Genomic DNA, 25,894 nt, shown 5'->3' on the forward strand with positions numbered 1-25,894 from the left:
GTCCTCCCTGGTGTCTCAAGTATCCCATCTCTTCTTCATGTGATGGACTTTTCACCATATTTGCTCAGGATATGCTTAGCCAGACGTACCATCGAAATCCGCTTTTTCATGCTGGTTTGCCTTAATAAGGCATAAGCCTTGCTCTCAGAGATCTGTTTGTGTTCCATGAGCAGCCCCTTTGCCCTTTCAATCAGCTTGCGGTTCTCCAGCTGCTGCTTTGTTTCATCAACCTCTTGGGCAACCTTTCTCATCCGGTTCACTTGGGCCAGAGCAATTTCAACAGCAGGAATCAGCGTCTTCTCTGAAATGGGCTTTATCAGATAACCCAATACATGACTTTGTTTGGCTTTTTCAACAAATTCCCTTTGGCTATAAGCCGTTAAGATCAGAATAGGCAAGTTGATGGAACGGGTAATGATTTGGCTCGCTTTTAATCCATTTAAGCGAGGCATTTTAATATCCATAATGACCAAATCAGGCTTTAAGCGGTGAGCCAGTTCAATCCCCTGTTCACCATCACTCGCCTCTCCTACAACTTCAAATCCCGCCTCTTCCAGTATCTCTTTTAAGTCCATGCGTACAATCGCCTGGTCTTCCACGATTAAAATTCTCGTTGCCATCTAACCTTCATCCCCTTTTAACGGGACTTGGACAACCGCAGTTGTCCCTTCGGTGGTTTTCTTGATGTGATACTGACCGCAGAGATCATAATGGACAAGCATGTGGACAATTTCCATCCCTAATGATTCAGGTTGCCCCTCCTCATAACCGATCCCATTATCTTGGACGGTCACCGTCAAAACATCATGCTCTTCTTTTTTCACATGGACGCCAATCTCCCCTCTAACCTGATGAGGAAAAGCATGCTTAATACTGTTTTGAATTAATTCATGAACAATCAGCGCCAAAGAAATGGCCCGGTTGGACTGGAGAACAACTTTGTCTCCATTAATAGATATGGAAAGATGGCTTTCCTCATGATTTCGGTTCTGAACCAAGGTGCGGCCTATCGTTTCAAGTAATGTCAGACATTCCGCTTCATCGGAGGTGGTGTCTGACAACACTTCATGAACGGTGGCGATACTGAGAATGCGGTCAATCATCTCTTGAAAATAAGGTAAACTGTCCTTTGGTACGCCTCTTTTCATTTGAAGACGGATGAGACTTGCCACTGTTTGCAGACTGTTTTTCACCCGGTGGTGAATCTCTTTGATGACAGCCGATTTCACAATGAGTTGTCTTTCTTTTTCCCTCAATTCAGTGATATCCCGGATCAAAATTAAACGGCCGGTTAATTGCTTAGCATGATCCCTTGTTTTAATGCATTTAACCTCAAACACTTTATTCTTGTACTTCATTTCTTCAAACAACACTTCATCCTTGTGGTTCATTAAAACATCCAGCCAGGGAAAGAGCAGATGGAAATCGCTGCCCACAATGTCTCCCCTGTCGGCCATCTCTTCGGCCATGTGCAGTCCGAGTGAGTTGACATAGACCACTCTACCTTCAACATCGATCAGAAACAAAGCTTCCTGAATCATGTTGGTCAGCAGGGAATTGGGTCCTGTCAGACTTATCAGGGTTTGGCTTAATTGAGTTGTTGTTTTTGAAAGGGCTTTTAATCGCTTCTCATTTGTCGCCTGTTCACTAATGTCTTGTTCCATGATCAGGGATCCGATTGTTCGGCCGTGTTTATTTTTAATCGGTACAACACTCTGCTTGACCAGCTTCCCCTCTTGGGAAATCGCTCGTTTGCGAAAAACCGGTTTTCCCCGCTGATGGGTCAGGACAACAGCAGGTTCATAGGACTTGTAAGCAATCTTCCCCACCACGGACTGAGTATACAATGAGGGTGCAGTCGTTGGGGCAGCTTCAGCAACGACTATGGCATGTTGCTGATCTTTGAGCGGACAATCGATAAATATATTGGCCTGGGCCAAATCAGCCATTTGTTGCAAGTTCTTGGCCTGTTCACAAATCAAGTCAATATCTTCTTCCGACAAACTTGTATATTTGTTACAAATCTTCTTAATAAAAGTACTATTGCAATAGGTTGATTCAGCGGTCAATTCGTCCATAGCTCATGTCCCCTTTTCGAAACAAAAAAGGCGCACAACTCCCATCGTTGCTGGCGCCGTTGCCAAGAATGCATATTGACTTAGTACTTTTATATCACTTCGACGCCACGGTTGTCAATATTCATATTATTTTATCTTTTTTACTAACAATCCACTGATTTCAGTATCTGCATGAGGAATGACGTTATAAGCAATCAGAGATCCGACTCTCTCGGCTACTTCTCTCCCCGCATCTACCGCCGCCTGTACAGCGCTAACATCTCCTTCTATAAAAGTGGTGATAAGAGCTGGGTCCATTTTATTTTGATTGACAAGGCGGACATCGGCAGTTTTGAGCATAGCATCGGCTGCTTCAATAGAAGTAGCTATCCCTCTTGTTTCGATCATCCCTATTGCTTTACTCAACTTCCTCACCTCTACATAGAAGCCGTAATTTTATTCCAATGTCTAATTTCCTGATCAGTAAGAGGACGGACGTCTGTTTCCTTGTTGACGGAACCCTTTCTGCTCTCTATTGCTGACATCGAGCAAGTAATCTCATTCCAATGCCTAATTTCCTCTGCAGTAAGAGGACGGATAGCTGCTGTCTCCTCTAATTTGGAAATCACTAGTTTCGTAATCTCCTTTACCAAAGCCCGATCCATTATGCAACCCCCTTCTACTTCACATAGATTCACTTTGACTTGTCATGCCATCACTTGTTTGTTTATCATCCATCTGGCTAAATTGTTCTTCCGGGGCATTCGGATTAATATGGTGTCTTGCCCAAGCGAAGTAATAAACAGTCGCAGCGGCAAAAGTCGCAACACACACAAAGAAGAAGGTTAGATTAGCAAAGAAGCTGGCAAATATGGCAATGACCGCTAATACTAACGATACGATTGGTACGAAAGGGTATAGTGGTGTTTTATACGGACGTACAAGATTCGGTTCTTTTTTCCTTAAAATAAGAACAGATAGATTCATCGAAATATAAGACACCAATGCACCGAATGTCGAGATAAGAATTAAATCATCTGGGTTAAACAATATAACTAGTATAAGCCCGATCAGGCCGGGAAGGATGAGCGCCATATAGGGTGTTCTCCTTGTTCTATGCAACTTGGAAAGAAATTCCGGAAGATACCCTGCTCTAGAAAGCGCGAAAATCTGGCGCGAATAAGCTAATATGACCCCTGAAAAACTGGCAATTAATCCAACTAAACCAATGGAGGCGAGAATTTGTGCTAACCAGTAACTGTTGCCGAAGGTTGCTCCTACTGCAAATGGCAGAGGGTCCTCAGCCGTACTCATTTGTTCAATGCCGCCTAATCCAATGGCTGTTGTCGTCGTCAAAACGGACAATATGATTAATGTGATAATCCCCGATATAATGCCTTTAGGCATATCTTTTTTCGGATCGCGCGTTTCTTCCGATAACAACGGCAGCATTTCAATAGCCAGAAATAGCCACATCGCATACGGTAATGCAGCCCATATTCCCTGAACTCCTCCAGGGATTAATGAACTCTCTCCAAAACCGAATAAATTTTCCACTTTGATCTGCGGCAGACCAACAAAATACATGAGGACTAGTAATGCTAAAGCGACAAAAACAAGTATAGTTTCCAGCCTGGCGTATTCTTTAATCCCGATAATGTGAACAACGATGAAGAAAACAAACAAAACAGCTGCAGCTACAACAGAGTTGATTACTGGAAACAAGAAGTTAATGTATGCACCGATGCCAATCGCAATAATAGGAGCTGCTATGAAATATTCCAAAATAACCCCTATGCCGGTTAAAAAGCCAACAAATGGTCCCATTGCACGCCTTGCAAATGAATAAGGTCCGCCTGCATGAGGCAAGGCTGTCGATAACTCTGAAATACCGAGACACATGAACGCATACATGATAGCCATAAAAGCAATGGCGATCAGCATACCAACATAGCCCGATTCAGCTAAACCAAAGTTCCAACCAAAGTAGTTGCCCGAAATAACAATTCCGACTCCAATCACCCACAAATGAAATGGTCTTAATGTCTTCTTCAATTCAAGATTTTTGGTTGCTTCCATATCTGATCTCCTTCTTTCATAAATTGTTAACTGTCATTTGGCGCGAATATTGAGTAAATGAAAAATTAAGAAAATATCTCGTTAGTTACCTAAATTTTGCTAAATAATCTTTTGCCAATGCATCAGTCGCTTCGGTATATCCACTTCCCATTTCTCTTGCTGTTTCGTTATCACGGCTGCCGATCCAAGAAATCAGCATTAACCTTCTCAACATAATAAAGGTTGGAATTTCTTGTTCCTCCTCTTCAGAAAGAGGCCGCACTTTGCGATATCCTTTCACCCACGCTTTCACCAATTCAGGAACATAAGGTTTATGCTCGATGAAGCTGAGCGCGGCTCCTAGATCGAAAAGGTACCAGCCGAATCCGCAATCATCAAAATCAATTACCTTAATTTTATTATCCTCAACAAGTAAATTGGCCAGCCGCAAATCGGCATGAATGAGTCCAAACCGGTCCGGGCCTTTTCCGAATTTTTCTAGGCGACGTTTAATCACCTCGGATACTTCTTGGAATAGTTTTTTTCTTTCCGGAGTGATGGCAACCCCATCCTGCCATCTTCCCCACTTCGGATTTTCTCCAAGAATGGTCTCATAATCCCACGGTTCGCGATCCAATGTCTGAGCCTCTTGCCAATTTTGGCTGTGATTGTGTAAATGAGCAGTAATCTCCCCAAGTATTTCAAACTGATGAATGAGTTCCTGTTCATTATTTTCATCTGGAGCCTGGCCTTCCAGAAAGGTAAACATCGTGCAATGATACTCACGAGGATCATTTTCAAGTTTCACGCTTTGAACATATTCCCCGTTCGTTCCTGAAACGGGTACAGGCACTTCGATCGGTGATTGTTGATCAATTGCTCTCATCCAGGCAAGTTCACTTTCGATTTGAGACTTTTTATGATAGTCGGGGCGGCACACCCGTAAGATGTTTTTTTGGCCGGTTATCCGGCTCTCGACGAGATATGTGGCATTCTCGGAATAATCTAACAGCTTCACGGTCGGTTGATCGTCAGTAAAGAATAAAAGAATGGCACAGTTGGCAACTTTATTAAATTTTTGTACAGATTTTCCCCAACTTTCTGTACTTGGAATGCTCATTCCATTAACTCCTCTCCGCCATAAAAGTATACTTAATAGCTTGCGCCGCTTCTTTTATACTCTGTTCGCACCTTGTCAGTAAATCGTCACAGTATGCCTGGTCGCAGAGCAATCCTGGTTTAAATTGCAGCACCCTCGGATCCAGCATCGAATAAATGGCCCATACCCCATTTTTATAAAGTGAACGCATCACATATTTGGCGCCTTCGGGGTGATTAAATTCCAGGCCCATGACAACGCCCAGTTGCCGGATACCAATGAAGAAGTCCGGGTATTTTTGTTTTATCGTTTCAAGGCCTGACCGTAAATAACGAGCCACATACTCAACATTTTTGACTACTTCCTGGCGCTGAGAGATTTCCAGCACTTTCATGGCCACAATACAGCCCAGCTCGGAGCCCCCAAACGTGGAGATATGAGCAAATCCATCCTCTTCCATCCAGCCGCCGGCTTTTTCGCTGACGACTGTGGCACCAATTGGGTAAATGCCGCCGCTCAACCCTTTGGCGGTCACCAAAATGTCAGGTTGCACCCCATAATGCTCGATGCCCCATAATTTTCCGGTCCGCATTAGCCCTGTCTGCACTTCATCGGCTATATATAACGTTCCGTAGGCTTCACACATCTCTTTAACGGTAGCTAAATAGCCTGGCTCCGGCAGGGGGAAACCATATGTTGCCGGAATGGTTTCAATCACGACACAAGCAGCATCTTCTGTAGCAAGCTCCCTTCTCATGGCTTCTACATCATTAAAGGGAACCTGGACAAATTTGGCCGGGTCGCCTTCACTCAGAAACGGGCGTGAATAGCGTTTGTTACCGATGGAAACAGCGAGCCCCGTGTGTCCATGATAACCATTTTGAATGGAAATCACTTTTTTTCGTTTCGTGGCATATCTTGCACATTTGATGGCTACATCGATCGCTTCACCTCCTCCGCTGGAGAAAATGGAATATCTGACGCTTTTGGGCGTGCATTTGGCAAGGTCTTCGGCGAGCTGGGCACGGGCGATGGATGGAAAATGGTGATTGCCAATATCAAACTGTTCCAACGCTTCCTTTAAAGTCGCAATTATTTCCGGATTGCGGTGACCGAGATTGTATGTGCCGCCATTCAAATGGACATCCATCAATTTCTTGCCATTCATATCGTACACGTAATAACCTTTGCGTTTGCCCATGACAAAATCGATTTCATCCTGCTGCCATTGGCGTGTTTTCCCGGGATTCCACCATGCAATGGATTGTTCAAGCACTTTTTGCTTAGTATTGTTTAACATATCATCTACTCCTTACTTCTCCGTAAACTTGATGTTCAGGCGAGATCCATTATTCCTCAGGTAAAATTTGCCCCCCATCCACAATGATAGTTTGTCCTGTAATATAACCCGCTTCCTTTGAAGCAAGGAAAAGCACAGCATAGGCAATATCTTCTACGGTGCCAAGTTTCTTTAAAGGAATGGCTTCGGCCATCGCTTGCAAATAATCCTCTCCCATGCCTTCCAACCCTTCAGTCAACACGTTGCCAGGCATCACCGCATTTATCGTAATGTTATATTCGGCACATTCGAGGGCAGCTGTACGCATAAAGCCTAACTGTGCCGCTTTACTGGCAGCATAATGGGACCATCCTGCGTAACCTGTAACAGGCCCCGTAATTGACGAGGTGATTACAATGCGGCCGTACTCTGCCTGTTTTAAATAGGGAAGACACGCCTTCACCGTGATAAATGTGCCTTTCGCATTTGTATTCATGACATGGTCCCAATCCTCACCTGTCATTTGCTCTAACGATACAGAGGGGAAGATCCCCGCATTGGCACAGACAATATCAATGCTTCCAAATTTCTCATAAACCGCTTTTGCAATGGATTCCATGGATTTTTGGTCAGTGACATCCCCTTTGCAGGCATACACTTCAACCCCGTCATCTCTTAATTCCGACGCACATTCCCCGGCAACAGAAAGATGTCTGGCTACAATGGCTACATTGGCCCCATGTTTGGCAAACACACGGGAAATGCCTTTCCCAATCCCTTTACTTCCCCCAGTCACGATCACCGTTTTCCCTTGAAAAGAAGGAAACATTTCAACACCCGCCTTTCCAAAATGTGTAATTTATGGACCAGCGACAACATGTCTGCCCTCCTGTAAAGAATAATTATGTTGAACATGGTTGACTTATGTATATTTGTGTCTTCTCCATATCCTTTAATTAAACGCAAAAAAGCGCACGACAAGATCATTGTCGGCGCCTTTGCCACGTTTCATTTATTCACTTTTAAATCCGTCAAATGTTGACTACCCTCTTTTTATCTTTTATACCACCAAACGCTATAGTTGTCAATATTCAAATTATTTTGATCACACGCAGTTTCACCATGCCGCTTCGCCATTTTTGACATCTTCGTCAGGGATCTATTGCAGTTGACCCGCTCTCCTGTTAATCTCTTGCCGTCAAGGCATGTTCCACTTTGATACAGCGGTCCATAATGCAAGTGATGCCATTGGCTTGACAGATCTCATAAGCTTCTTCACTGACAAGACCCAGTTGGGCCCAAAAGACATCCGGTTTTATTTTAGCTGCTTCCCTGGCTACCTCAGGTAAAAATTCACTTCTTCTGAACACATTAACAATATCTACGTGGCCCTCAATCTCTGTTAATGAACGGACAGCCTTTACACCCAGGATTTCATCGGCATGAGGATTGACGGGGATAATTTCGTAACCAGCCTTTTGCATCGCTTCCGACACCATGTAGGATGTCTTTTCAGGATTGGTTGACAGCCCAACAACAGCGATTCGCTTGCTTCTTTTCAAGATGTCTCTTATTTCAGCACGAGTGGGGTTTTTAAAAGCCAATCTGCTCACTCCTTTGTTTTATATCATTATCTTCATTGTACTCTTTCCCACTCGGATATGGTAGTTAAGTCTACCCTATACTTTGTCATCCTCTTGCTTGGCCAATTGTTCAATCTCTTCCTGCTCCACCCCTGTAGCCTTAACCACATCTTCCAGACTCATGCCCATCTTCAGCAAGCGCTTAGCAATCTCAAGCTGGGCTTCTGTCCGGCCCCGCTGCAAACCTTGTTGCAGACCTTTTTCCATTCCCTTTTTCTCCCATGAATTCATCAGCTCCATCACTTTCACCTCCTCTTCTTCTGGCATATCGTGAATCGCTTTCATAAAGTCCACAAAGAAGGTCTCGATCAGTTGCTTAAACAAGCGGTCGTGATCGGTATATGAGCTGTTTTCTTCTCTCACATGCCATCTTTGAGGCAAATGTGCTAGCGTCGGCTGGTACTGATCAGTGTCACTCCTCGACTGAATTTTTTGATATTATAGCACAAGTTTCTCATTATATCAGACGTATGTTCGATATTTTAATAGCCTGTGGACGACTTTTTGATGTGAGTGATCCAGTCTCCTTTTCGATCATCATTGATGAACATGCTTTTTGGGGTGTCCCCAACTACTTTTTGGTACACCCCTCTACAATCTCATGATCATTTAAAGTTTAGTTTGTATCTACACAGAGCAATTCACGCGGGTAATGGTTTAACCGTTCTACTCCTGTTTCTGTCACAACCACAATATCTTCTATGCGCACCCCAAATTGATCTGTCAAATAAATACCAGGCTCAACACTAACAACCATTCCCTCTTCTAGTAGTTGATCATTATTAGCCGTAAGAAAGGGCTCCTCATGAACTTCAATTCCCAGTCCATGACCTGTCCGATGTGTAAAATAAGGGCCATATCCCGCTTTTGTAATAATCTCCCGGGCAATGCGGTCAATTTCTTGCATAGGAATGCCAGGCTTGATTGCTTGTACTGCTTCTTCCTGAGCTTGTTGCACAATCCGATATACTGTTCTCATCTCTGCAGCAGGCTCTCCGACACAAATCGTCCTGGTTATATCCGAGCAATAATAATCTTTTATTCCTCCCATATCAATCACAACCATATCTCCGCGCTGAATCACTGTATCATCTGATTGATGATGGGGAATGGCGCCATTTTTACCTGTAGCTAAAATGGGGTTAAAAGATAGTTTGTCAACACCTTTAGCTTTAAACAGGGATTTGATTTGCTCGACGACCTCTGTTTCCTTTAGTCCCGGCCTAATAAACTGAATGACTTCAGACATCACTTCATCGGCAACTTGACCTGATTTTCTGAGCAGTTCGATCTCTACCTCATCTTTTCTTAATCGCAGTTGGCCAATCAGCTGGGTGCTCTTAACAAATGAAACATCTCTTTTTAACCCCATTAGTTCAATCAAATTGCCTGAAGGCCACTGATTATCTATCGCAATTGTTCCGGTATGAGGAAGATGTTGGGCCAGGATTTCAATGGCTGGTTCGCCATCTTTCCAAAAAATCGTGTCAACTTGTGAAGGAGGTGAAACTTCCTGTTCAGACATTTCATGGACAATCATTTTCGGTTGCTCTGTTCTTGAAATGACAATCGCTTGAAGCCGTTCGTGGGAATCTAGCCATGTGCCGCTAAAATAATAAACATTGGGGGAAGAGGTCACGACCAAAGCGTCAATCTGAGTTTCTCCTAATAGTTGTTTGGCCTTCTCCAGCCTTGTCAGGAAAACATTCATGTTGATCAACTCCCTACAATAAATTTTGCTTAGATATGAAAAATGAACCTTACCCAATTCAGCTAGGGTAAGGCCACATGATAAACTTACCGCCTACCTTCTAACCAAAGCCCAAACAATTTCGCACTCTTCATCCCCATCATTATAGGCCCAATGGGCTTCTCCGGCGGGAATGAAGGTAGCCTGCCCACGAGCGACTCTCACCTCTTTTCCAGCACTCATCGTGCGTATTGAGCCTTTCAGGACCAGGGCATACTCATCCTGGTCGTGAATACTGAGTCCTTCCACCGGGACCCTCTCACCAGGCGGTATGGTCACCACGCCAAAAGTGATACGGCCCCCTGCTGTATCCTCTTCCGTAAATAGCTTTTTCATGGTCACAGGTGAAGTTTGATCAGGCGGAACGTCTTTAACTGAGATGATTTTCAATTACCTGCCCTCCACTTTTTGGCGTTCAGTGGTGATACCTTCAACTTCTAATGTTTCTGGATTAATGATCACTCCATAGTCTTCTTTTGCCTGATCAATGGTGATGAATTCATTTTTAACATCTAACACCACTTTTTCCACCGGACGCAGATAGGGATTACCGTATCCTCCGCCTGTGGCTGTCTTTAAGCGCACAACATCATTGGTATTGAGCGGATAGCGGGCATATTTTCCAAATGGGCCATCCACTTCTCCATTTGCTTTAACAATGTCAAATTCATTGCGGGAACCATCTTTTCCGCCGTTTGCTCCCCATGGCAGATATTTATGGCGTCCGAATGTGGCTGTGATGGTCTGTCCATCTGTGAGCGCACGATAGGAGCGAATCACACCGCAGCCGCCGCGAAATTCTCCAGCACCTGCACCGTCTGTGCGGAAAGCATATTCATCCACCATCACACCGTAACGGGTTTCAGCTACTTCAACCGGAACATTAAATGTTTCACCGTCACCGATACAGAATTGACCGGATTCGCCATCCTTTCCTTCTCCGGCTCCCCAGCCACCAACAGATGGCTCAACAATCAGGAATGGCTCTTGTGTATCCGGATGGATACCAGATAGTACAACACCGCAGACAGATAAGAGATGTCCTGCTGTGAGACGATGGGGCACAACTGGCGCTAAGGCCTTCCAAATCAGGTCACAACCGTATAGCATCGTTTCCCAATAAGTGGATACAGCTGCTGGACGCTCAGCAGAAAAAATCGATTTTGGTTCAGCGATCACTTTAAGTGGTCTGAACACACCGTCATTCACATCTTGGGAAGGATTAGTCACAGCCAAGAAAATGGTCCTTACCGCAGATACCAATGCAGTATAAGAACAGTTGACAGGTCCCAGCACTTGGGGGTGACTTCCGCTAAAGTCACAAATAAATTCATCATCTGTAATGGTCACCTTAACCTGAACCTTAAAAGGACCATGACCAATACCATCGTCATCAATGAAATCTACTGCTTCAAAAGTGCCTTTGGGAAGCTCAGCCAGCTGTTTTCTAGCCAGTTGTTCCCCATGATTGAGTAAGTGCTCAATAGAAGAAAGTACAACATCTTTGCCATATTTATCACACAGCTCTATAAACCGCTTTTCACCTGTGCGGAGTGCAGCTACTTGAGCCCACATATCCCCTAAAGACAGATCAGGAAAACGAACATTGGCGGCGATCATATCTACTAATGCCTGATTTAACTTGCCCTCATCATAGAGTTTGACGCATGGAAATTGTAAGCCTTCCTGAAAAATTTCGGTGGAGTCTGTTGTCCATGAACCTGGGTCCTTACCTCCCACCTCTGTCCAGTGGGCCTTATTGGCTGAGAATGCGACCAGTTCTCCCTTATAAAAGATTGGTAAAACGAGTCCAACATCAGATAAGTGAGATCCACCGCCTCCATAGGGATCATTAATAATGATCACATCCCCTGGCTTTAAATCACCATTCTCATTATATTTTTTCAATGTTTCTTTTACCATGAAAGTTAACATGCCAATAAATCCAGTCACACCGTTGCCCTGTGTCAGCAGCTGTCCTTTTGAATCCAATAAGCCGCTGGCAAAGTCCAAAACTTCATAAATAATAGGGCTCATGGATGTTCTGGCCAATGTATGAAACATTTCGTCACCGATGGCTGAGAGAGAATCTTTAACAATATCCAGTGTGAAAGGATCAACCTTTACATTTTGTACCTTGGTCATCTCGTTTACACCCCCGTCTTAATGATCAAATTACCGTAGACATCAACAGTCAGAGTTTGGCCCGGATACAGTACCGTTGAAGCAGAAGCTTCTTCCACAATGGCAGGCCCCTCAATGGTGACTTCCGCGGAAAGGTGTTCACGTGCATACACATTTGTATCAATCCAGCCATGCTCTTCAAACAGCACAGGCCGCACTTCTTTTAATGCAGCATCAGGTGAACCACCGACATTTTCTAATCTAGCCAGTTCAGGTTTCTTGACTTTGCCAAAAGCGGTTAAGTGTAAATTCACAATTTCAGTTGGTGCACCATCCAGTTTGAATGTATAGTTTTGTTCATGGAGTTGATGAAAACGCTGAATCACTTCGCTAATCGCATTTTCATCCAAAGCCCCGTTTGGCACCGGTACTTTCACCGTATGTTCTTGTCCCAAATAGCGCATATCAACAAAGCGTGAGAAAACCACTTTATTAGCTTCAATGCCCTCAGTGGCATATTGTTCGACAGCTTGATTTTCCAACGCTGAAAACTCATCATTTAACTCCTTAAGATTTATGTCATTTAAGCGGCGGATATAGGTCTTAATATAGTCATGACGCAGGTCGGTCATTAACATGCCCCATGCAGAGAATACTGAAGCAGCTACAGGTACAATAACTGTTTTAACACCCAATTCTTTGGCCAGAATGGCTGCATGCATTGGCCCGCCGCCCCCGAAAGCAACCAGTGCAAATTCACGGGGATCATAACCTTTTCTTACAGAGATTAACTTAAGGGCGTTAAGCATATTGGAGTTTGCAATACGGATAATCCCCAATGCCGCTTCTTCAACAGAGATGCCAAAATGTTGTGCCACTTGTTCATCAATGGCTCTTTTGACTGCATCCAGATTCACTTCATTGTCAAAGTTCTTGGCAGAAAGGCGACCTGTGATCAGGTTAGCGTCTGTTGTCGTGGGTTTGGTTCCTCCTCTGCCATAGGCGACCGGTCCTGGCAACGCTCCTGACGATTGAGGGCCTACTTTAAGCGATCCGGCATCATCAATCCAAGCGATGGAACCGCCACCATTCCCTATTTCAACAATGTCTACCACTGGAACCTTGATGGGATAACCTGCCGTACGATCAGTCTTTTCAATCTTATAATCGGTTGTAACCTTGACTTCTCCACCATCGATCAGGGAACATTTTGCTGTCGTTCCGCCTATATCAAAAGCAATAATATTTTTCTCCCCGATCATTTGTCCTAAGATAGCCGCACCAAATATACCGGCTACCGGCCCTGATTCAACCATGTTAATCGGCGTTTGTTTAGATTGTTCAAAGGTTGTTGTACCGGCATTTGACTGCATAATATATTTATTGCCTGCCGTTTTTCGTTCAGCAAGTTTAGATTCAAGGCGGTCAATATAAGAGGAGGCAATAGGCTTGACATATGAATTTAATACCGTTGTGCTGGTACGTTCATACTCTCTCCACTCTTTTGTCACTTCATGGGAAGCGGTTACCGCTACTTCCGGCCACAGCTCCTTGATGATCTCTACCGTTTGCTGTTCATGATCCGGATTGGCATAGGAATGCAAATATGAAACAGCAATCGCTTCTACCTCTTCCTTTTTGAAATAGTCAATAATGTCTTTCACTTGCCCTCTATTTAACGGAACCAATACTTCTCCTTTATAATTGAGTCTCTCCTCCACTTCTTGACGAAGATACCTTGGCACAAACGGCTTGGGTTTTTCATAACGCACGTTGAACAAGTCAGGACGATTCCCGCGTCCTATTTCAAGCACATCCCGAAATCCTTTAGTGGTGATTAACCCTGTCTTCACACCCTTGCGCTCAGTCAAAGCGTTAATAATCACCGTTGTCCCGTGTATAAAGGTCTCAATTTCATGGGGAGGTATTTGACTTTTTTCAATCACATCAAGTACACCTTGTTCAAAATTGGGCGGTGTCGTATGACTTTTGGCAACACCCACTTTGCCACTTTCATCGACGTACACAAGGTCTGTAAAGGTACCACCAATATCGGTTGCTACTCGCATAATGAACCACCTTTCCAACTAGAAATAGATTTATTTACCGATCAACTTTAGAAAATGACCGGTGTCAACACACAGAGCATGCTTGAAGACTGATTTACAGGATTGAGCACAAAATGAGGTAAGTTTGAAGGAAAATGAATGGATTCACCAGCTTTGACGATGTATTCCTTACCATCAATATTAAAAATGACAACACCATCAAGTACGAAGTAAAATTCCTCACCTGGATGGCTAAACACATTATCCTGTTTTTGCCCAGGGGACAGCGTCACAAGTAAAGGTTCAAGCTGTCTTCCACTAAATTCTCCAGCCAGTCTAATATACTCCGAGCTGGAGCCTTCAATTCTGAATGCCTTTTGTTCTTCAGCAGCTACTTTAAAGTTGGCATTAGTGAAACTTTCAAAAAAATGTGTAATGGGAACATTAAAGGCATCTGCAATTTTTTTGAGAGAGGTAATGGCTAATGATGTGCTGCCCCGCTCAACTTGCGAAAGAAAACTGACCGATAAGCCTGTTTTTTCACTCAACTCCTTAAGTGTTAGATCATGCTGTAATCTTAAACTTCTTACTTTCTCGTGGATTTCTTGCATAACCTTTCTCCTTACATTTGGTTTGTAGCTTAATCAAACGTTTGTTAAAATGCTCTCTTTGTGCTATTTCCACTGCTACTCATCCACTCTTCAGGAGTGAATTGATCCGGAGCTGCGCTAGCTTTAATTTTCATGCAAATGTAATAAACGATTCCAGCTGTCAGTAATGATTGAACTGCCGGCAAGCCAAAGGATTGAACATATTGGGTAAAATAACCAACCATCGTTCCAGCAATCACAGCTATAGTTGCCATGAAGTTCCAACCATTAATATCAGACCATTTTTGTTTTCTGATAAAAAAGAAATCTATGAACATCACCCCTGCAATAGCAGGATAGATTAAAGCTGTCATATATAAAAAGTCCATAAAATAATCCAAAATACCTGCTAAGGCAACCACTATTGCAATTAATGTTCCTACAAAAGTTAATAGTGCACGCCCCCTTCCAGAGTTAACATTTAACATACTCGACAGTGCTAATCCCATACTATAATTATTGACTAATTGACTAGTCCATGTTGCAAACCATAAGATTAGAAAACCCCAAACCGGGAATCCCAGATTGAGCATAACCTCAACTATATCAGCACTACCAACACCTACAGACATGATCGCACCTACATAAAACAGCGGAAAACCTACAGCTATTATTCCTAATGGGATCAAGATATTATCCTTTAATTTTGGTTTTGCATACCTGGTGTAGTCAGAAGCTATTACCCATTGGGAAACATTAACTCCAACAATTAAACTCACAGCAGCTAAAAATGTCATGGAAGGTTCGGGTGACCAGTTCCGTATAGTTTCCCAGCCAGTGTTGGTCAATGCATAAAATATGCCTGCTCCAATGAGCAATAAACCTGCGGGAACAGCAATATAATCAGTCCACTTCATAGATGCATAGCCAATAATTGATGGAATTGCAAACAATAACCCCACGACAATTGTAACAACAGCCCAAGAGAACCATTGATTATGATAATCAATACCTAGCATGGCCGAAATTGCATTGCCGGCAACAGCAGTTTGAACAGCCCACCATCCCAAAGAAACGATAAAAATTGTTAATCCAACGATAAACCGTGCCTGTAATGCTCCAAAACTAGTACGGGCTATTACGGATGATGAACGTCCTGTTTTAGCTCCTATATAACCTTGAGCAGTATTTCCAGCCCATTGAATAACAAACATCGCGACAAGCAGTACCCAAAATATTGTCGATATTCCAAAACTTCCAGCTAAAATTGCACCTGTCATTAGTACTGGGATAGTAAATTCCAAACCTCCAAAAATAACTGCAGGTGTCAGCCAGTGCTGACGATCTGATGCAGGTACGGCTGATAAAGCTGCATCTTTGGCCATCGTCTCCTGAAAAGCACTTTTTTCTTCCATATTTCAACCTCCTCACAAAACCATTTTAACAATTTTTATAATTCTAATTATAATGCAGTACTACTTAAATTATTTTTATAATATCATATTTTTTCACTAATACAATATGTTTGTTTGATTTTTTGTAAATATTTTAACTCAACTTTCGCAGAGAAAAACTTAAGAGTGGATATCAGCTGCAGCATCATATGCCGACTTGTACGTATATTATCCTAACTGAAAAAACCGCTGGCGAACTTCACCAACGGTTTAACCTTTAACAGCCCCTTCCATAATCCCTTTAATAAACTGTTTCTGCAGCAAGAGGAACAACACAACCACCGGAATAATCGTTAACAAGTTGGCCGCCAAAATTTGTGACCAGGGCAAGGCCACATTTTCCGAGGCCAATAATCCTAACCGCAGGGGCAACGTATACTTGGACTCACTTTGCAGCAACACCAGGGGCATGGTAAAGGAATTCCAGTTGTTAACAAACTCAATCAAAACCAGCGTCACCAAAGCAGGTTTAACCAGAGGGACAATAATTTGCAGGAAAATGCGAACATCACCACAGCCGTCCATCCGGGCCGCTTCAATCAATTCATCGGGTACATCATCCATATATTGTTTCATAAAGAAAATACCGAACACCGTCACACCAAACGGCAGAATCAAGCTGATCAGGGTGTCGTACATGCCCATTTTGGTAATGATGAAATACAGCGGCAACAAAAGTGCCGTGGGTGGAACCGTCATGGTGCCCACCAGCACCAGCAGGATCATGTTGCGCCCAATGATTCGCTTCTTGGACAAGGCATAAGCGGCCATCGTCGAGAAAATCACAATCAATATAGTGGTGGAGGTAGACACAATAATCGAATTCATAAAGGTCTGGGTGAAGTTTAAGCGGGACCATACCTCGACGAAGTTCGACCAGTGAAAATTCTCTGGCCAAAACGTAGGTGGAAAACGGGTAATTTCCGCATCACTTTTCACACTGGATACAAACAGCCAATACAGGGGGACAAGGAAGATCAAACTGACGAACCATAGAAACAGGACCAAGCCGTACTGACGCAGCTTGTTAATCACCACAGCCCACACCTCCTTAACCTAAGCGTTTATCAACGGCCCGTTTTTGCAACACCGTAATGATGATGACAACCACAAACAGGACATAAGACATAGCCGATGCCGGACCCATGCGGAAGTAGACAAAAGCTTCATTGAAAATCAGAAAAGGCACTGTCGTGGTTGAATCTCCCGGACCGCCGCCTGTCATAACATACACTTCCTGAAAGACATTAAGGGTGTCAATCATCAGTAAAACACTGACTACCAGGGTTATACGCCCCAGCAAAGGCCAGGTGATATACCAAAAGCGCTGGAAGGCATTGGCTCCGTCAATCTTGGCCGACTCATACAAGCTGTGAGAAATGTTTTGCAAACCGGCCAAATAGATGAGCATAAAGTAGCCCACCTTTTTCCAGGCACTCATAATGGCAATCACCGGCATGGCCAATAGGGAGTGCGCCAGCCAATTGGGACCGGTCAGGTCAAACTTCAAGAGCACCGCATTGATTAATCCCCTGTCTCCATTAAACAGGAACAGGAAGATTAAGCTGGCACTGACCACCGAAATAATATAGGGGATGAAAATCACCGTGCGAAAAAAATTAACCCCTTTCAGCTTCTGGTTTAAAAGCACAGCCAACAGGGCAGCACTGACCAAGGTGAGAGGAATATAAATAGTGCCGAAATAAAGGGTGTTTACCATCGCTTTAATAAACAAGGGGTTGTGGAAAATTTCTATGTACTGGTTCAGGCCTACAAACTGCCCCGGCATTTCAAACAATCCTGTATTACGCATTTCCATGGGACGCACTTCCCTGAAGCTGACCAGAAACGTCCAAATAATGGGGTAAAAAACAAACATTAGCAAAATCACTGCAGCCGGCAAAAAGAACAGATAGCCCTTGGTCTGCTCTTTCCAAAAAGACTTGCGCCTATTCTTCTGCAGCTGGGCCAGTCCTGCTTTTTTATTAGCCGCGTGATTCACATCAGCCATCCTGTTTCCCTCCTTTGAGCGGGAAGAGCACCCACCCATAGCGGGACAGGTGCTCCCCAGATTATTATTGAGAGGTGATCCGTTAGCGTCCTAAGATACGGTTTCCTTCCTGTTCAAGGGTTTCCAAAACCTCATCAACGCTCTTCTCCCCAATAACCAGCTGGTTGAGCAAACTGCGGTAGACCTCTTCTTCCACCTGCAGCCAGGACTCTACAGGCGTGGAGATGCTGGGATATTGCAAGCCTTCTATAAAGACCAGGAACTCAGGATGCTCCTGGAAGTAATCCATATCAGCCAAGTCTTTACGCATCGGCACGCGGAACGGATAATACTCTCCATCTTCACCCTTTTCACCCAGCATGATCATCTCCTGTGCTTCTTTAGAGACCAGGAAGCGAATCAACGCCAGCGCCGCTTCTTGCTTCACTTCATCGATACCCTCTGGAATAGAGAGCATATGCGGACCTATATCAGCAGCCCGTCCAGCCGGCCCTGCTGGCACCAGCGCTGTGCCCACTTCAAAGGGATGGCCCGCCTGCCAGATGTCTGTTACACCCCAGGGACCCTGGAACTGCATAGCCACCACCTGATTGCGGAAGTCAGCCATGACATCGCCCCCGTTTTTGTTGGGCGTGTCTGGAGGAGCGACTTCATCTGCCAGCTTTTTATAAAAAGCCAACGCCTCCCGTCCTTCCGGTGAATTAAGCGCTACCTCATAGCCATTGTCTGTTTCACGCACCAGTTCGGCACCTGCTTGATGGACAAACATGTTCACCATCCAGGTGATGTCATGATGCTGCTGTCCAACCAGGCCCAGTCCGTATTGGTCAATGCGGCCATCTCCATTAGTATCACGGGTTAACTGTTTGGCAATCTCATACAATTCATCCCAGGTATCCGGCGGGCCATCAATCCCTGCTTCTTCAAACAGTGTTTTGTTATAGACTAACTGAATGGTATGGCCCAACCAAGGGAAACCATACAGCCGGCCGTCAACAGAGCCTAGCTCCAGCAACGTCTCGTAGTAGTTGTCCTGCTCATCCGCCATGGCCTCTGTTAAATCTACAAAGGCCCCTTCCGTTCCAAGGCTTCTTACTGTGCGGTAAGGGATTTGCAATACTTCCGGTGCATCCCCGCTCAAAATCTGAGTTAACAGCCGCTGATTGTCATCTGTGCTGCTTAACAGTTCGACCTTAATATGTTCATGTTCCTTCTCAAATTCGTCGATGATACGTTGAATCGCCTCTCCACGTCCAGAATCAGTGGCCCACACAATCTGCATGCGCAAATGGACCTCTTCCATGGTTTGACCTGGGTCACCAGCATCATTGTCAGCAGCCGTTGTGTCATCGCTTTGACCGCAACCGGCCACAGCCAAGAGTGTCACCAAGGAAATAACCAACCACAACCAGTTTCTCTTCCTCACTGTACATCCCCCTTATCATATGTAGATGATGAACCAAAGTATATATTGGCCCTTTTTGCCAACGTTAGCAAAAAGGGGTAAGCCCTTATCCAAAGATGTGTTAGCGTATAAACTGGTGAAGCTCACAGGTAAAGCGCCAGCTCACTTTCTGACATCTTCATCGACACAGTGAGCTCAGACAGATTGGCGCTCCACAATGGTTGGGGTTAAAATAATGCGTTTCACTGAGCCGCTCCCCTGTTCCATCTGTTCTACCAAAATGTCCCAAGCGGACTGGCTAAAGGCTTGTTTGGGCTGGTCAATGGTGGTCAATGGCGGATACAGGTATTCACTCAGGCGCACATTATCTATCCCCAAGACGGCAATATCGTGAGGAATAGAAAGCCCTTTTTCCTGAATGGCCCGGTACACACCTAGTCCTCGCTCATCACCAGAGATGAAGATGGCATCCAGCTCTTTGACCTGTTCTATCAGCTTCAGCGTTTGACGGTAGGCACTCCCCATATCGGTTATGCCAAAGTAAACGGTGTCACAGGACAGACCCTTCTCCCGGGTAAACTTGGTAAACCCTGCGGCCCGCTCCTGGTTGACGATAAAGTTGGCATCCCCTAACAACAATGCCGGACAGCGGCGCCCCCGCTCATACAGATACTGAGCCCCCAAGTAACCGGCATACTCATTGTCCAGATCCACGTAAGGGGTGTCGTAGTTGCTTTTATCCTTACCCAGGATGACAAAGGGGATTTTGTGCTCCTTCAAATAGGTGATACGCTGATCACCTTGTTTGGTATCAAACATGATGGCCCCGTCAAACAAGCCGTTTTTCAGAAAGTAAAACCCGTCGTTCTCATCTTCTGCAAAACTGTCTGCGGAGGAAGAAGAGATCATCATCCTGTAGCCTTTGGCCCGGGTCAGACGGTGCAATTCTTGGATAATTTCATTGTGAAAAGCCCCCCAGTATAATCCCTGGTGGCGATCCACAAAGACGACAATCATATTGGTTTTCTTTTCCCTTAAGCTGCGGGCAATAGGATTAACCACATAGCCCAGCTGTTCAATCACTTCCTGTACCTTCCGCCGGGTCTCTTCCTTCACATGGGGATCATTATTGATCACCCTGGAGACGGTACGCACCGATGTACCGGAAGCGCGTGCCACATCCTTGATGGTGATCTTATTCATGCTGCCCCTCCACTCCCGTTTTTGCCAACGATAGCATTTTTCTCACAACTTCATGTTACCGTTTTCAAGCTCTGTTGTCAACAGAAAAATGTGCATCCATGATATGTGCCAACAAACCTTGTAAAGACTCATAAGAAAAATGCAGTTTAGCAATCTCAAAATTGGTGTTGACCATCTTTTCCCGCCTCTTACCGTCCAGCAAAAGCTCAATGGCTCGGGCTGCAGCCTGCTGAATGCGCACAGGCGCCACTTCAACCAATCCGTCCCTGTTGACCGTATGTTGATCCCCCAGGGAGATAAAGGAGAAGGGCTTGGATTTAATGTCTGTCACAAAAACAGGATATTCATAGATGACCAGTGGCTTCTTGGCAAATACCCCTTCTAAAAGCTGATTGCCCCATCCCTCCATGATACTGGGATAGGTGATCAGGTCTGCGGCTACATAGGCATCCCACAGAGAGTATATCTTTTCCTCCTCTGTTTGGCGGCGGGCAAAATCAATATGTTGATTGACAAAGCGCAAATCAACCCCCAGTTTGTCTGCTTTATTCCGCAAGGCTTGGATATAACCTGCCTCAGCCTCATGCAAACCAGCCAACACATAAACCAGCTTGTTGCCGGTTCCAAACTGCCGGCCATCATAAAGGGGGGCACTCTGCAAACGCTCCAGATAGTGAACTTGCTGCATTTCAGCTACCACATCAATCCCCAGTTCAATCGCTTTCCGCTCGGTGACACGGGTCGCTTGCAAAATGAGGATATCATTTTCATCGATGCCTAAACGCTGGCGGAAATCAGCATTATATTCATCTTGTGCCCAGGAGGGCTTACTGAAGTCAAACACATTGGGAACCACTGTGGCGGCAATCCCTTTACGCTGCCACAACTCCCGGCGGGCAATTTCATTGATCACCACATGGGTGACGTTTGGTTCGGCCGGTGGAAAATATTCCTCCAGACACTGGGTGACAAACGGACAAGTGGGCCGGGCATAACGTTCTCGCTCCCAGTAAAAATCATGATGATGGGCCACAAAAGATACCTTTTTCTGCCGGGCCACACGGGCAAAGGCAATACCAGCGGCCAGATGCCAGCCCAGAGACCAAATGTTGTTGGGCATGATCACTTCAATCTTTTCCTGTTCAATAAAATCCAGCAGCTTCTCTTCAATCCGCAGAGCAAAAGCTAAAATCTCTTGATTAAGCTCCTCTTCACAGGTATAGTCGCTCAGCTCATCATAAGCGTTGCGAACAATCTTATTGTTCAAGGGGTGCTGGTAGTGCAGTTCATCGATCAGGTATGCACTGGAATCCCCTTTACTGCCGGCCAGAAAGATGACTTCATGGCCCAGTTCCTCCAGCACCTTCTTCCATTTTTCCATCTCCAGTGATACACCGTCAGTTTCTCCCACCCGAAAGTGGGCGATGGCAATCTTCATGTTGACCCCTCTCTCTGCTGTCAGTTATCAAGCTTGTTTTGCCATCGTTGGCAAAACGTGCTTTTAAAAAAAGCTATGATTCCCTTTCATCTCGCTTTGCTTGCAACCACATCACCTGGTATGGAGCCAGGGTGAGCCCTTGTTGGACTTGTTCCAGCGTCACATCGCTCAGCAGGTCTGTATACCCTTGCACACCACCGTCCAGCTGGTGAGCACATGAGGCCAAACTCAGTTGCACTTCCTGCCCAGATACGTTAATCAAGGCTACAATCGTCTCTTTCCCATCCACACTGGTGCGCTTGACGGCAAAGATGCGTGGATCCACATCCAGCACCTGTTGAGCAGCATTGGGATGGAAGGCTTTGTGTTGCTTACGTGTTTCAATCAGCCGTGTTAAGGCTTGAAACACCTGATAGCGTAATGTAGCAGGATCTTGCAGTGCCTCCTTCACGTTTCTGTACGACAGCTTTTCCCGGTTAATGCTGCGGTACTGCCCCGTTCGCTTCACCCCTTCATGATCATTAACCGACCCTAACAGACTGTGAATGTAAATGGCCGGTACCCCCATCAAGGAGAGCAATATACCATGAGCTGCCACAAAGCGCTTTACTTTTAACACAACGGGCTCATCCGGATGTGATAAGGCCTCTAAATAATTGATATTCAGCTCATACGGACTTTGTGTCCCATCCCCGTTGTCTTTGTAGGACACATACCCGCCATGGGCTTTCACTTTGTCCAGCATCATGTTAATCTCGCTTTCGCTTAAGATGCCTGTAGCCGGACGTACCCCAATCCCATCGTGAGAGGCCAGGAAGTTAAAGAAGGCCGTTTGCTCCGAAGTCGGCGCAAGACTCTTCATCCAGCGGGACAACACCTCGGCATTTTCTGTATAGAAGGCGTGTAAGACTAAGGGCGGTAAGGGAAACTGATACACCATATGGGCTTCATTGTACCCGTTACCGAAATAAGAGATGTTCTCCTTGTGAGGCACGTTGGTCTCGGTAATGATGATCGTTTCCGGTGCCACTTCATCCAGGATATCCCGGAACAACTGGATCAGCTGATGGGTCTGTTCCAAATGGATGCAGGTGGTCCCCAACTCCTTCCACATGAAGCCGATGGCATCAAGACGGAGCAGTTTGGCTCCCTTCTGCACATAGAAGAGCAGTACATCAATAATGGCCAGTAAAACGGCTTCATTTTTGTAGTTGAGATCAACCTGATCGGCGCTGAACGTGGTCCAGACATACTGCTCACCGTGGGCCGTTTCCACCTTGGTTAGCAACGGCAAAGCCCTTGGACGAGTCACTGTGCTGTAATCAGCTGTGGGATCTGCTTCAATGAAGTAGTCCTGATACTTTGGTTCTCCTGCCAGATACCCTTTGAACCACTCGCTTTCGGCCGAAATATGATTAATGACCGCATCGAACATCAGCTTGTAATCCCTGGACAGCTGACCGATATCCTCCCAGGTCCCTAACACCGGGTTCACCTGGTAGTAGTCGATCACGGAGAATCCGTCGTCTGATGAATACGGGTAAAAGGGTAAAATATGTACCGCCGTGATCGTCTCATGGACCTGTTCATGAAGAAACTTGTGCAAAGTCGCCAGAGGCCGCTCTCCCTCTTCCTGTAGACTGTCCCCGTAGGTGATCAAAACCACGTCTTGCTCATTGACCCAGGTTGACTCCTTCCCTTGCTGAATCGTTTGCTTGGCGGCTTCCAATTTAGGCAGCAGCTTATTTAAGATCAGCTCTGCCTTCTCTCTACCGTAGACAAACGTCAACTTGTCGCACATGGCCTGTATTCGGTTTTGGACAATAATGACAATTCCCTCCCTGATTAAGATAAAAATATCTCTATTATCATACCGCAACTAATCAAGCGCTTTCAATAGAAAAATAGAGAGCGATGACAACTTTGCTTATCAGGCAAACATTCAAATAGACAAAACCATAACCATTTAAATTTAATGCAAGCCCAAGAGACTCTCCATCATCATATTCCATTTTAAATCCCATATTTCGCGCGGCTTCAGATACAAAAAATCTTTTTTAGCAGGAATTTCTTCTTGAATAACCAAGTTCTTGTGAGCGTCAAGTACAATTGAACAATTTTCTCTAAATAATTTTGAGCACCTAGTCATTTCCAAATATGGTTTTCCTGTTTTTTAAACGATAACTGTCACCGGTTAGATGAATCACCTCGCTTTTATGGAGTAGCCGATCCAGAATGGCTGTGGTGATGGCCGGATCACCCAATAACTCTCCCCAATCTTCCGGCCCTTTGTTGGAGGTGATGATCACAGATGATTGGCCATAGAGTTTGTTGATGAGTTGAAAGAAAAGATTGGCTTCATGCCGGTTGATGGCCATAAACATCAAATCATCGATGATGACAAGATCTGACTGAGTAATTCTTTTCAATTTGGTTTGGGCGCTTCTTGTTACTTCTTGGGTACGCAGCAACTCGATTAAATGATCCATGGTCACAAAGCTGACTTTGTATCCTTGCTGAATCGCTTCTACTCCTAAGCCAATGGCCAGGTGAGTTTTACCCACCCCTGGCGGGCCCAATAAGATGAGGTTATAAACCTGTTCAATCCATAAGAGTTCACGCAACTGTTGAAATTGCTGCCGGCTTAGGGCAGGCTGGGCGCTAATGTCGAACTCATCAAGGGATTGGTGGACAGGAAAGCCGGCCCACTTGAGTCGTTTAGCCAATTGTTTTTCTTCCCGCTTGCGTATTTCGTATCCCAACAGTTTCGTCAGAAACTGTTGATAACTGAATCCATTTGTTTCGGCTTCCATCAGTTGTTCCTCAATCACTTCGGCGATGGAGGCCAGTTTGAGTGTTTTCAAGCTGTGTTTCAGTTGCACTAAGCATTCTGACATAGGCTCTCTCCCTCCAGGATACGAATGTAAACTTGAGGATCTCGAATTTCTGCTTTCACTTCCGAGTGTGATTGATGTCCGAGCATGATGGGTTTGATCTCAGGTTGATGTTCATGCTGGTGTGCTTGTTGTCTCTGTGCTTGTTGCATAAAATGTTGCACTGCATCGCTGAAGGCTGCTGCACTGTACAGTTGGTATGTCAGACAGTAGGCTAAAGCTTGTCCAATCACTTCAGATTGATGGTTGGCTTTGTTCATGACTTCCTGTATCTTTTGCAATTGATCTCTCATATAACGCTGCTTCCGCTGATAGATTTCTTTCAAAAAGAGGGTGGCTTGATCCGGTTCTGGAAAACGCCCGGCCACTTGTTGCATCAACACTTGAATCCCTTTGCTGCGGTCCCTTTTATGATTCGTATTTTGAATCAACTTGCCTTTTTCGTGGCAAATCGCGTGTTGGGCAAGTACCTTGCCTGTTTCCCAGTCGTAGATGGTCAGGGTATCGTTTTGAATCTTTAGTCCAACGCTTTTACCCTTGTCATCATAGGTCCCTAGAGGGACCGAGTAGCGGTTCCCGGCATAAAGAATGGTATTGTCTTTTCGGACAACTCTTGTTATACTGGCCTTAGCTTGATTGATGTGGTATTTTTCTTGGACCGGGCGAAGGTAAAGGCGTTCCTGTTGGAACACTTCGGCCGGTATTTTTTTGGTTGTCTGATGCACTTTGCCATTGCCTGTTCGCTAAAGCCAGGCCAGACAGTCTTCACTCCATTGGGCCAGATTGTAATAGGTCCGGTGACGGGCAAAGTTCTTTTTCACATAGCCAACAACGTTTTCCA

24 protein-coding genes are annotated in these 25,894 nt (G+C 45.0%); all 24 read right to left on the reverse strand.

Going from position 1 to position 25,894, the window contains the following annotated elements:
- Window positions 1-35: 35 nt before the first annotated feature.
- The 24 genes from J2S00_RS07490 to J2S00_RS07605 all read right to left on the reverse strand — a co-directional run bounded on the left by J2S00_RS07490 (window position 36) and on the right by J2S00_RS07605 (window position 25,778).
- Complete coding sequence (locus J2S00_RS07490; RefSeq protein WP_188623926.1) at window positions 36-620, reverse strand: ANTAR domain-containing response regulator; 585 nt, start codon at window positions 618-620, stop codon at window positions 36-38.
- Window positions 621-2,078, reverse strand: coding sequence for a PAS domain-containing sensor histidine kinase (locus J2S00_RS07495; RefSeq protein ID WP_307337568.1), 1,458 nt, complete (start codon window positions 2,076-2,078; stop codon window positions 621-623).
- 126 nt (window positions 2,079-2,204) lie between these two features.
- Window positions 2,205-2,465: a BMC domain-containing protein gene (locus J2S00_RS07500; RefSeq protein ID WP_307337570.1), complete on the reverse strand. Its 261-nt coding sequence runs from the start codon at window positions 2,463-2,465 to the stop codon at window positions 2,205-2,207.
- 29 nt (window positions 2,466-2,494) lie between these two features.
- Entirely contained in the window at window positions 2,495-2,722 is a 228-nt protein-coding gene (locus J2S00_RS07505) for a hypothetical protein (RefSeq protein WP_307337573.1), read from the reverse strand.
- Between the two features lie 19 nt (window positions 2,723-2,741).
- Window positions 2,742-4,136 carry an ethanolamine permease gene (eat, locus tag J2S00_RS07510; RefSeq protein WP_307337575.1) on the reverse strand — a complete coding sequence of 465 codons (1,395 nt, stop codon included), beginning with the start codon at window positions 4,134-4,136 and terminating at the stop codon, window positions 2,742-2,744.
- A gap of 85 nt (window positions 4,137-4,221) precedes the next feature.
- The gene (locus J2S00_RS07515) at window positions 4,222-5,235 is read right to left on the reverse strand and encodes a phosphotransferase enzyme family protein (RefSeq protein WP_188623930.1); all 1,014 of its coding nucleotides are present in this window, start codon (window positions 5,233-5,235) and stop codon (window positions 4,222-4,224) included.
- A 4-nt stretch (window positions 5,236-5,239) separates the two neighbouring features.
- Window positions 5,240-6,514: a class-III pyridoxal-phosphate-dependent aminotransferase gene (locus J2S00_RS07520; RefSeq protein ID WP_307337579.1), complete on the reverse strand. Its 1,275-nt coding sequence runs from the start codon at window positions 6,512-6,514 to the stop codon at window positions 5,240-5,242.
- A 49-nt stretch (window positions 6,515-6,563) separates the two neighbouring features.
- A complete protein-coding gene (fabG, locus tag J2S00_RS07525) occupies window positions 6,564-7,322 on the reverse strand; it encodes a 3-oxoacyl-ACP reductase FabG (protein WP_188623932.1) in 759 nt (252 codons plus the stop codon).
- A gap of 355 nt (window positions 7,323-7,677) precedes the next feature.
- Window positions 7,678-8,097, reverse strand: coding sequence for a CoA-binding protein (locus J2S00_RS07530; protein WP_307337584.1), 420 nt, complete (start codon window positions 8,095-8,097; stop codon window positions 7,678-7,680).
- 75 nt (window positions 8,098-8,172) lie between these two features.
- The gene (locus J2S00_RS07535; RefSeq protein WP_307337587.1) at window positions 8,173-8,517 is read right to left on the reverse strand and encodes an Rpn/YhgA-type helix-turn-helix domain-containing protein; all 345 of its coding nucleotides are present in this window, start codon (window positions 8,515-8,517) and stop codon (window positions 8,173-8,175) included.
- A gap of 235 nt (window positions 8,518-8,752) precedes the next feature.
- On the reverse strand, window positions 8,753-9,847 hold the full coding sequence (locus J2S00_RS07540) for a M24 family metallopeptidase (RefSeq protein ID WP_307337590.1): 1,095 nt from the start codon (window positions 9,845-9,847) through the stop codon (window positions 8,753-8,755).
- Between the two features lie 93 nt (window positions 9,848-9,940).
- The gene (locus J2S00_RS07545) at window positions 9,941-10,276 is read right to left on the reverse strand and encodes a cupin domain-containing protein (RefSeq protein WP_307337593.1); all 336 of its coding nucleotides are present in this window, start codon (window positions 10,274-10,276) and stop codon (window positions 9,941-9,943) included.
- Window positions 10,277-12,031 (reverse strand): hydantoinase B/oxoprolinase family protein, encoded by a 1,755-nt coding sequence (locus J2S00_RS07550; RefSeq protein WP_307337596.1) that lies wholly within the window; start codon window positions 12,029-12,031, stop codon window positions 10,277-10,279.
- 5 nt (window positions 12,032-12,036) lie between these two features.
- Window positions 12,037-14,079 (reverse strand): hydantoinase/oxoprolinase family protein, encoded by a 2,043-nt coding sequence (locus J2S00_RS07555; protein WP_307337599.1) that lies wholly within the window; start codon window positions 14,077-14,079, stop codon window positions 12,037-12,039.
- Window positions 14,080-14,126: 47 nt separating this feature from the next.
- Window positions 14,127-14,669: a helix-turn-helix domain-containing protein gene (locus J2S00_RS07560; RefSeq protein ID WP_307337602.1), complete on the reverse strand. Its 543-nt coding sequence runs from the start codon at window positions 14,667-14,669 to the stop codon at window positions 14,127-14,129.
- Window positions 14,670-14,713: 44 nt separating this feature from the next.
- Window positions 14,714-16,063 (reverse strand): cytosine permease, encoded by a 1,350-nt coding sequence (locus tag J2S00_RS07565; RefSeq protein ID WP_307337605.1) that lies wholly within the window; start codon window positions 16,061-16,063, stop codon window positions 14,714-14,716.
- Between the two features lie 249 nt (window positions 16,064-16,312).
- The gene (locus tag J2S00_RS07570; protein WP_307337608.1) at window positions 16,313-17,137 is read right to left on the reverse strand and encodes a carbohydrate ABC transporter permease; all 825 of its coding nucleotides are present in this window, start codon (window positions 17,135-17,137) and stop codon (window positions 16,313-16,315) included.
- Between the two features lie 16 nt (window positions 17,138-17,153).
- On the reverse strand, window positions 17,154-18,113 hold the full coding sequence (locus J2S00_RS07575) for a carbohydrate ABC transporter permease (RefSeq protein ID WP_307337611.1): 960 nt from the start codon (window positions 18,111-18,113) through the stop codon (window positions 17,154-17,156).
- An 82-nt stretch (window positions 18,114-18,195) separates the two neighbouring features.
- Window positions 18,196-19,539 carry an ABC transporter substrate-binding protein gene (locus J2S00_RS07580; RefSeq protein WP_307337614.1) on the reverse strand — a complete coding sequence of 448 codons (1,344 nt, stop codon included), beginning with the start codon at window positions 19,537-19,539 and terminating at the stop codon, window positions 18,196-18,198.
- Between the two features lie 174 nt (window positions 19,540-19,713).
- Window positions 19,714-20,721: a LacI family DNA-binding transcriptional regulator gene (locus J2S00_RS07585; protein ID WP_307337616.1), complete on the reverse strand. Its 1,008-nt coding sequence runs from the start codon at window positions 20,719-20,721 to the stop codon at window positions 19,714-19,716.
- A gap of 64 nt (window positions 20,722-20,785) precedes the next feature.
- Window positions 20,786-22,159: a glycosyltransferase family 4 protein gene (locus J2S00_RS07590; RefSeq protein ID WP_307337619.1), complete on the reverse strand. Its 1,374-nt coding sequence runs from the start codon at window positions 22,157-22,159 to the stop codon at window positions 20,786-20,788.
- 73 nt (window positions 22,160-22,232) lie between these two features.
- Window positions 22,233-23,960 carry an alpha-amylase family glycosyl hydrolase gene (locus tag J2S00_RS07595; RefSeq protein WP_307337626.1) on the reverse strand — a complete coding sequence of 576 codons (1,728 nt, stop codon included), beginning with the start codon at window positions 23,958-23,960 and terminating at the stop codon, window positions 22,233-22,235.
- Between the two features lie 340 nt (window positions 23,961-24,300).
- Window positions 24,301-25,056, reverse strand: coding sequence for an IS21-like element helper ATPase IstB (gene istB, locus J2S00_RS07600; protein WP_307337628.1), 756 nt, complete (start codon window positions 25,054-25,056; stop codon window positions 24,301-24,303).
- Entirely contained in the window at window positions 25,041-25,778 is a 738-nt protein-coding gene (locus tag J2S00_RS07605) for a Mu transposase domain-containing protein (RefSeq protein WP_307337631.1), read from the reverse strand. Before J2S00_RS07605 ends, istB begins: the two co-directional genes overlap by 16 nt.
- Between the last annotated feature and the right edge of the window lie 116 nt (window positions 25,779-25,894).

Origin of the sequence: Caldalkalibacillus uzonensis, from assembly GCF_030814135.1 — a bacterium.
Classification (GTDB): domain Bacteria; phylum Bacillota; class Bacilli; order Caldalkalibacillales; family Caldalkalibacillaceae; genus Caldalkalibacillus; species Caldalkalibacillus uzonensis.

Coding starts and splice junctions, on each gene's coding strand:
- J2S00_RS07585 (WP_307337616.1), bottom strand. CDS start 20,721: ATGAATAAGATCACCATCAAGGATGTGGCACGCGCTTCCGGTACATCG.
- J2S00_RS07565 (WP_307337605.1), bottom strand. CDS start 16,063: ATGGAAGAAAAAAGTGCTTTTCAGGAGACGATGGCCAAAGATGCAGCT.
- J2S00_RS07590 (WP_307337619.1), bottom strand. CDS start 22,159: ATGAAGATTGCCATCGCCCACTTTCGGGTGGGAGAAACTGACGGTGTA.
- eat (WP_307337575.1), bottom strand. CDS start 4,136: ATGGAAGCAACCAAAAATCTTGAATTGAAGAAGACATTAAGACCATTT.
- J2S00_RS07505 (WP_307337573.1), bottom strand. CDS start 2,722: ATGGATCGGGCTTTGGTAAAGGAGATTACGAAACTAGTGATTTCCAAA.
- J2S00_RS07515 (WP_188623930.1), bottom strand. CDS start 5,235: ATGAGCATTCCAAGTACAGAAAGTTGGGGAAAATCTGTACAAAAATTT.
- J2S00_RS07575 (WP_307337611.1), bottom strand. CDS start 18,113: ATGGCTGATGTGAATCACGCGGCTAATAAAAAAGCAGGACTGGCCCAG.
- J2S00_RS07500 (WP_307337570.1), bottom strand. CDS start 2,465: ATGATCGAAACAAGAGGGATAGCTACTTCTATTGAAGCAGCCGATGCT.
- J2S00_RS07550 (WP_307337596.1), bottom strand. CDS start 12,031: ATGACCAAGGTACAAAATGTAAAGGTTGATCCTTTCACACTGGATATT.
- istB (WP_307337628.1), bottom strand. CDS start 25,056: ATGTCAGAATGCTTAGTGCAACTGAAACACAGCTTGAAAACACTCAAA.
- J2S00_RS07495 (WP_307337568.1), bottom strand. CDS start 2,078: ATGGACGAATTGACCGCTGAATCAACCTATTGCAATAGTACTTTTATT.
- J2S00_RS07540 (WP_307337590.1), bottom strand. CDS start 9,847: ATGAATGTTTTCCTGACAAGGCTGGAGAAGGCCAAACAACTATTAGGA.
- J2S00_RS07555 (WP_307337599.1), bottom strand. CDS start 14,079: ATGCGAGTAGCAACCGATATTGGTGGTACCTTTACAGACCTTGTGTAC.
- J2S00_RS07520 (WP_307337579.1), bottom strand. CDS start 6,514: ATGTTAAACAATACTAAGCAAAAAGTGCTTGAACAATCCATTGCATGG.
- fabG (WP_188623932.1), bottom strand. CDS start 7,322: ATGTTTCCTTCTTTTCAAGGGAAAACGGTGATCGTGACTGGGGGAAGT.
- J2S00_RS07490 (WP_188623926.1), bottom strand. CDS start 620: ATGGCAACGAGAATTTTAATCGTGGAAGACCAGGCGATTGTACGCATG.
- J2S00_RS07560 (WP_307337602.1), bottom strand. CDS start 14,669: ATGCAAGAAATCCACGAGAAAGTAAGAAGTTTAAGATTACAGCATGAT.
- J2S00_RS07595 (WP_307337626.1), bottom strand. CDS start 23,960: ATGTGCGACAAGTTGACGTTTGTCTACGGTAGAGAGAAGGCAGAGCTG.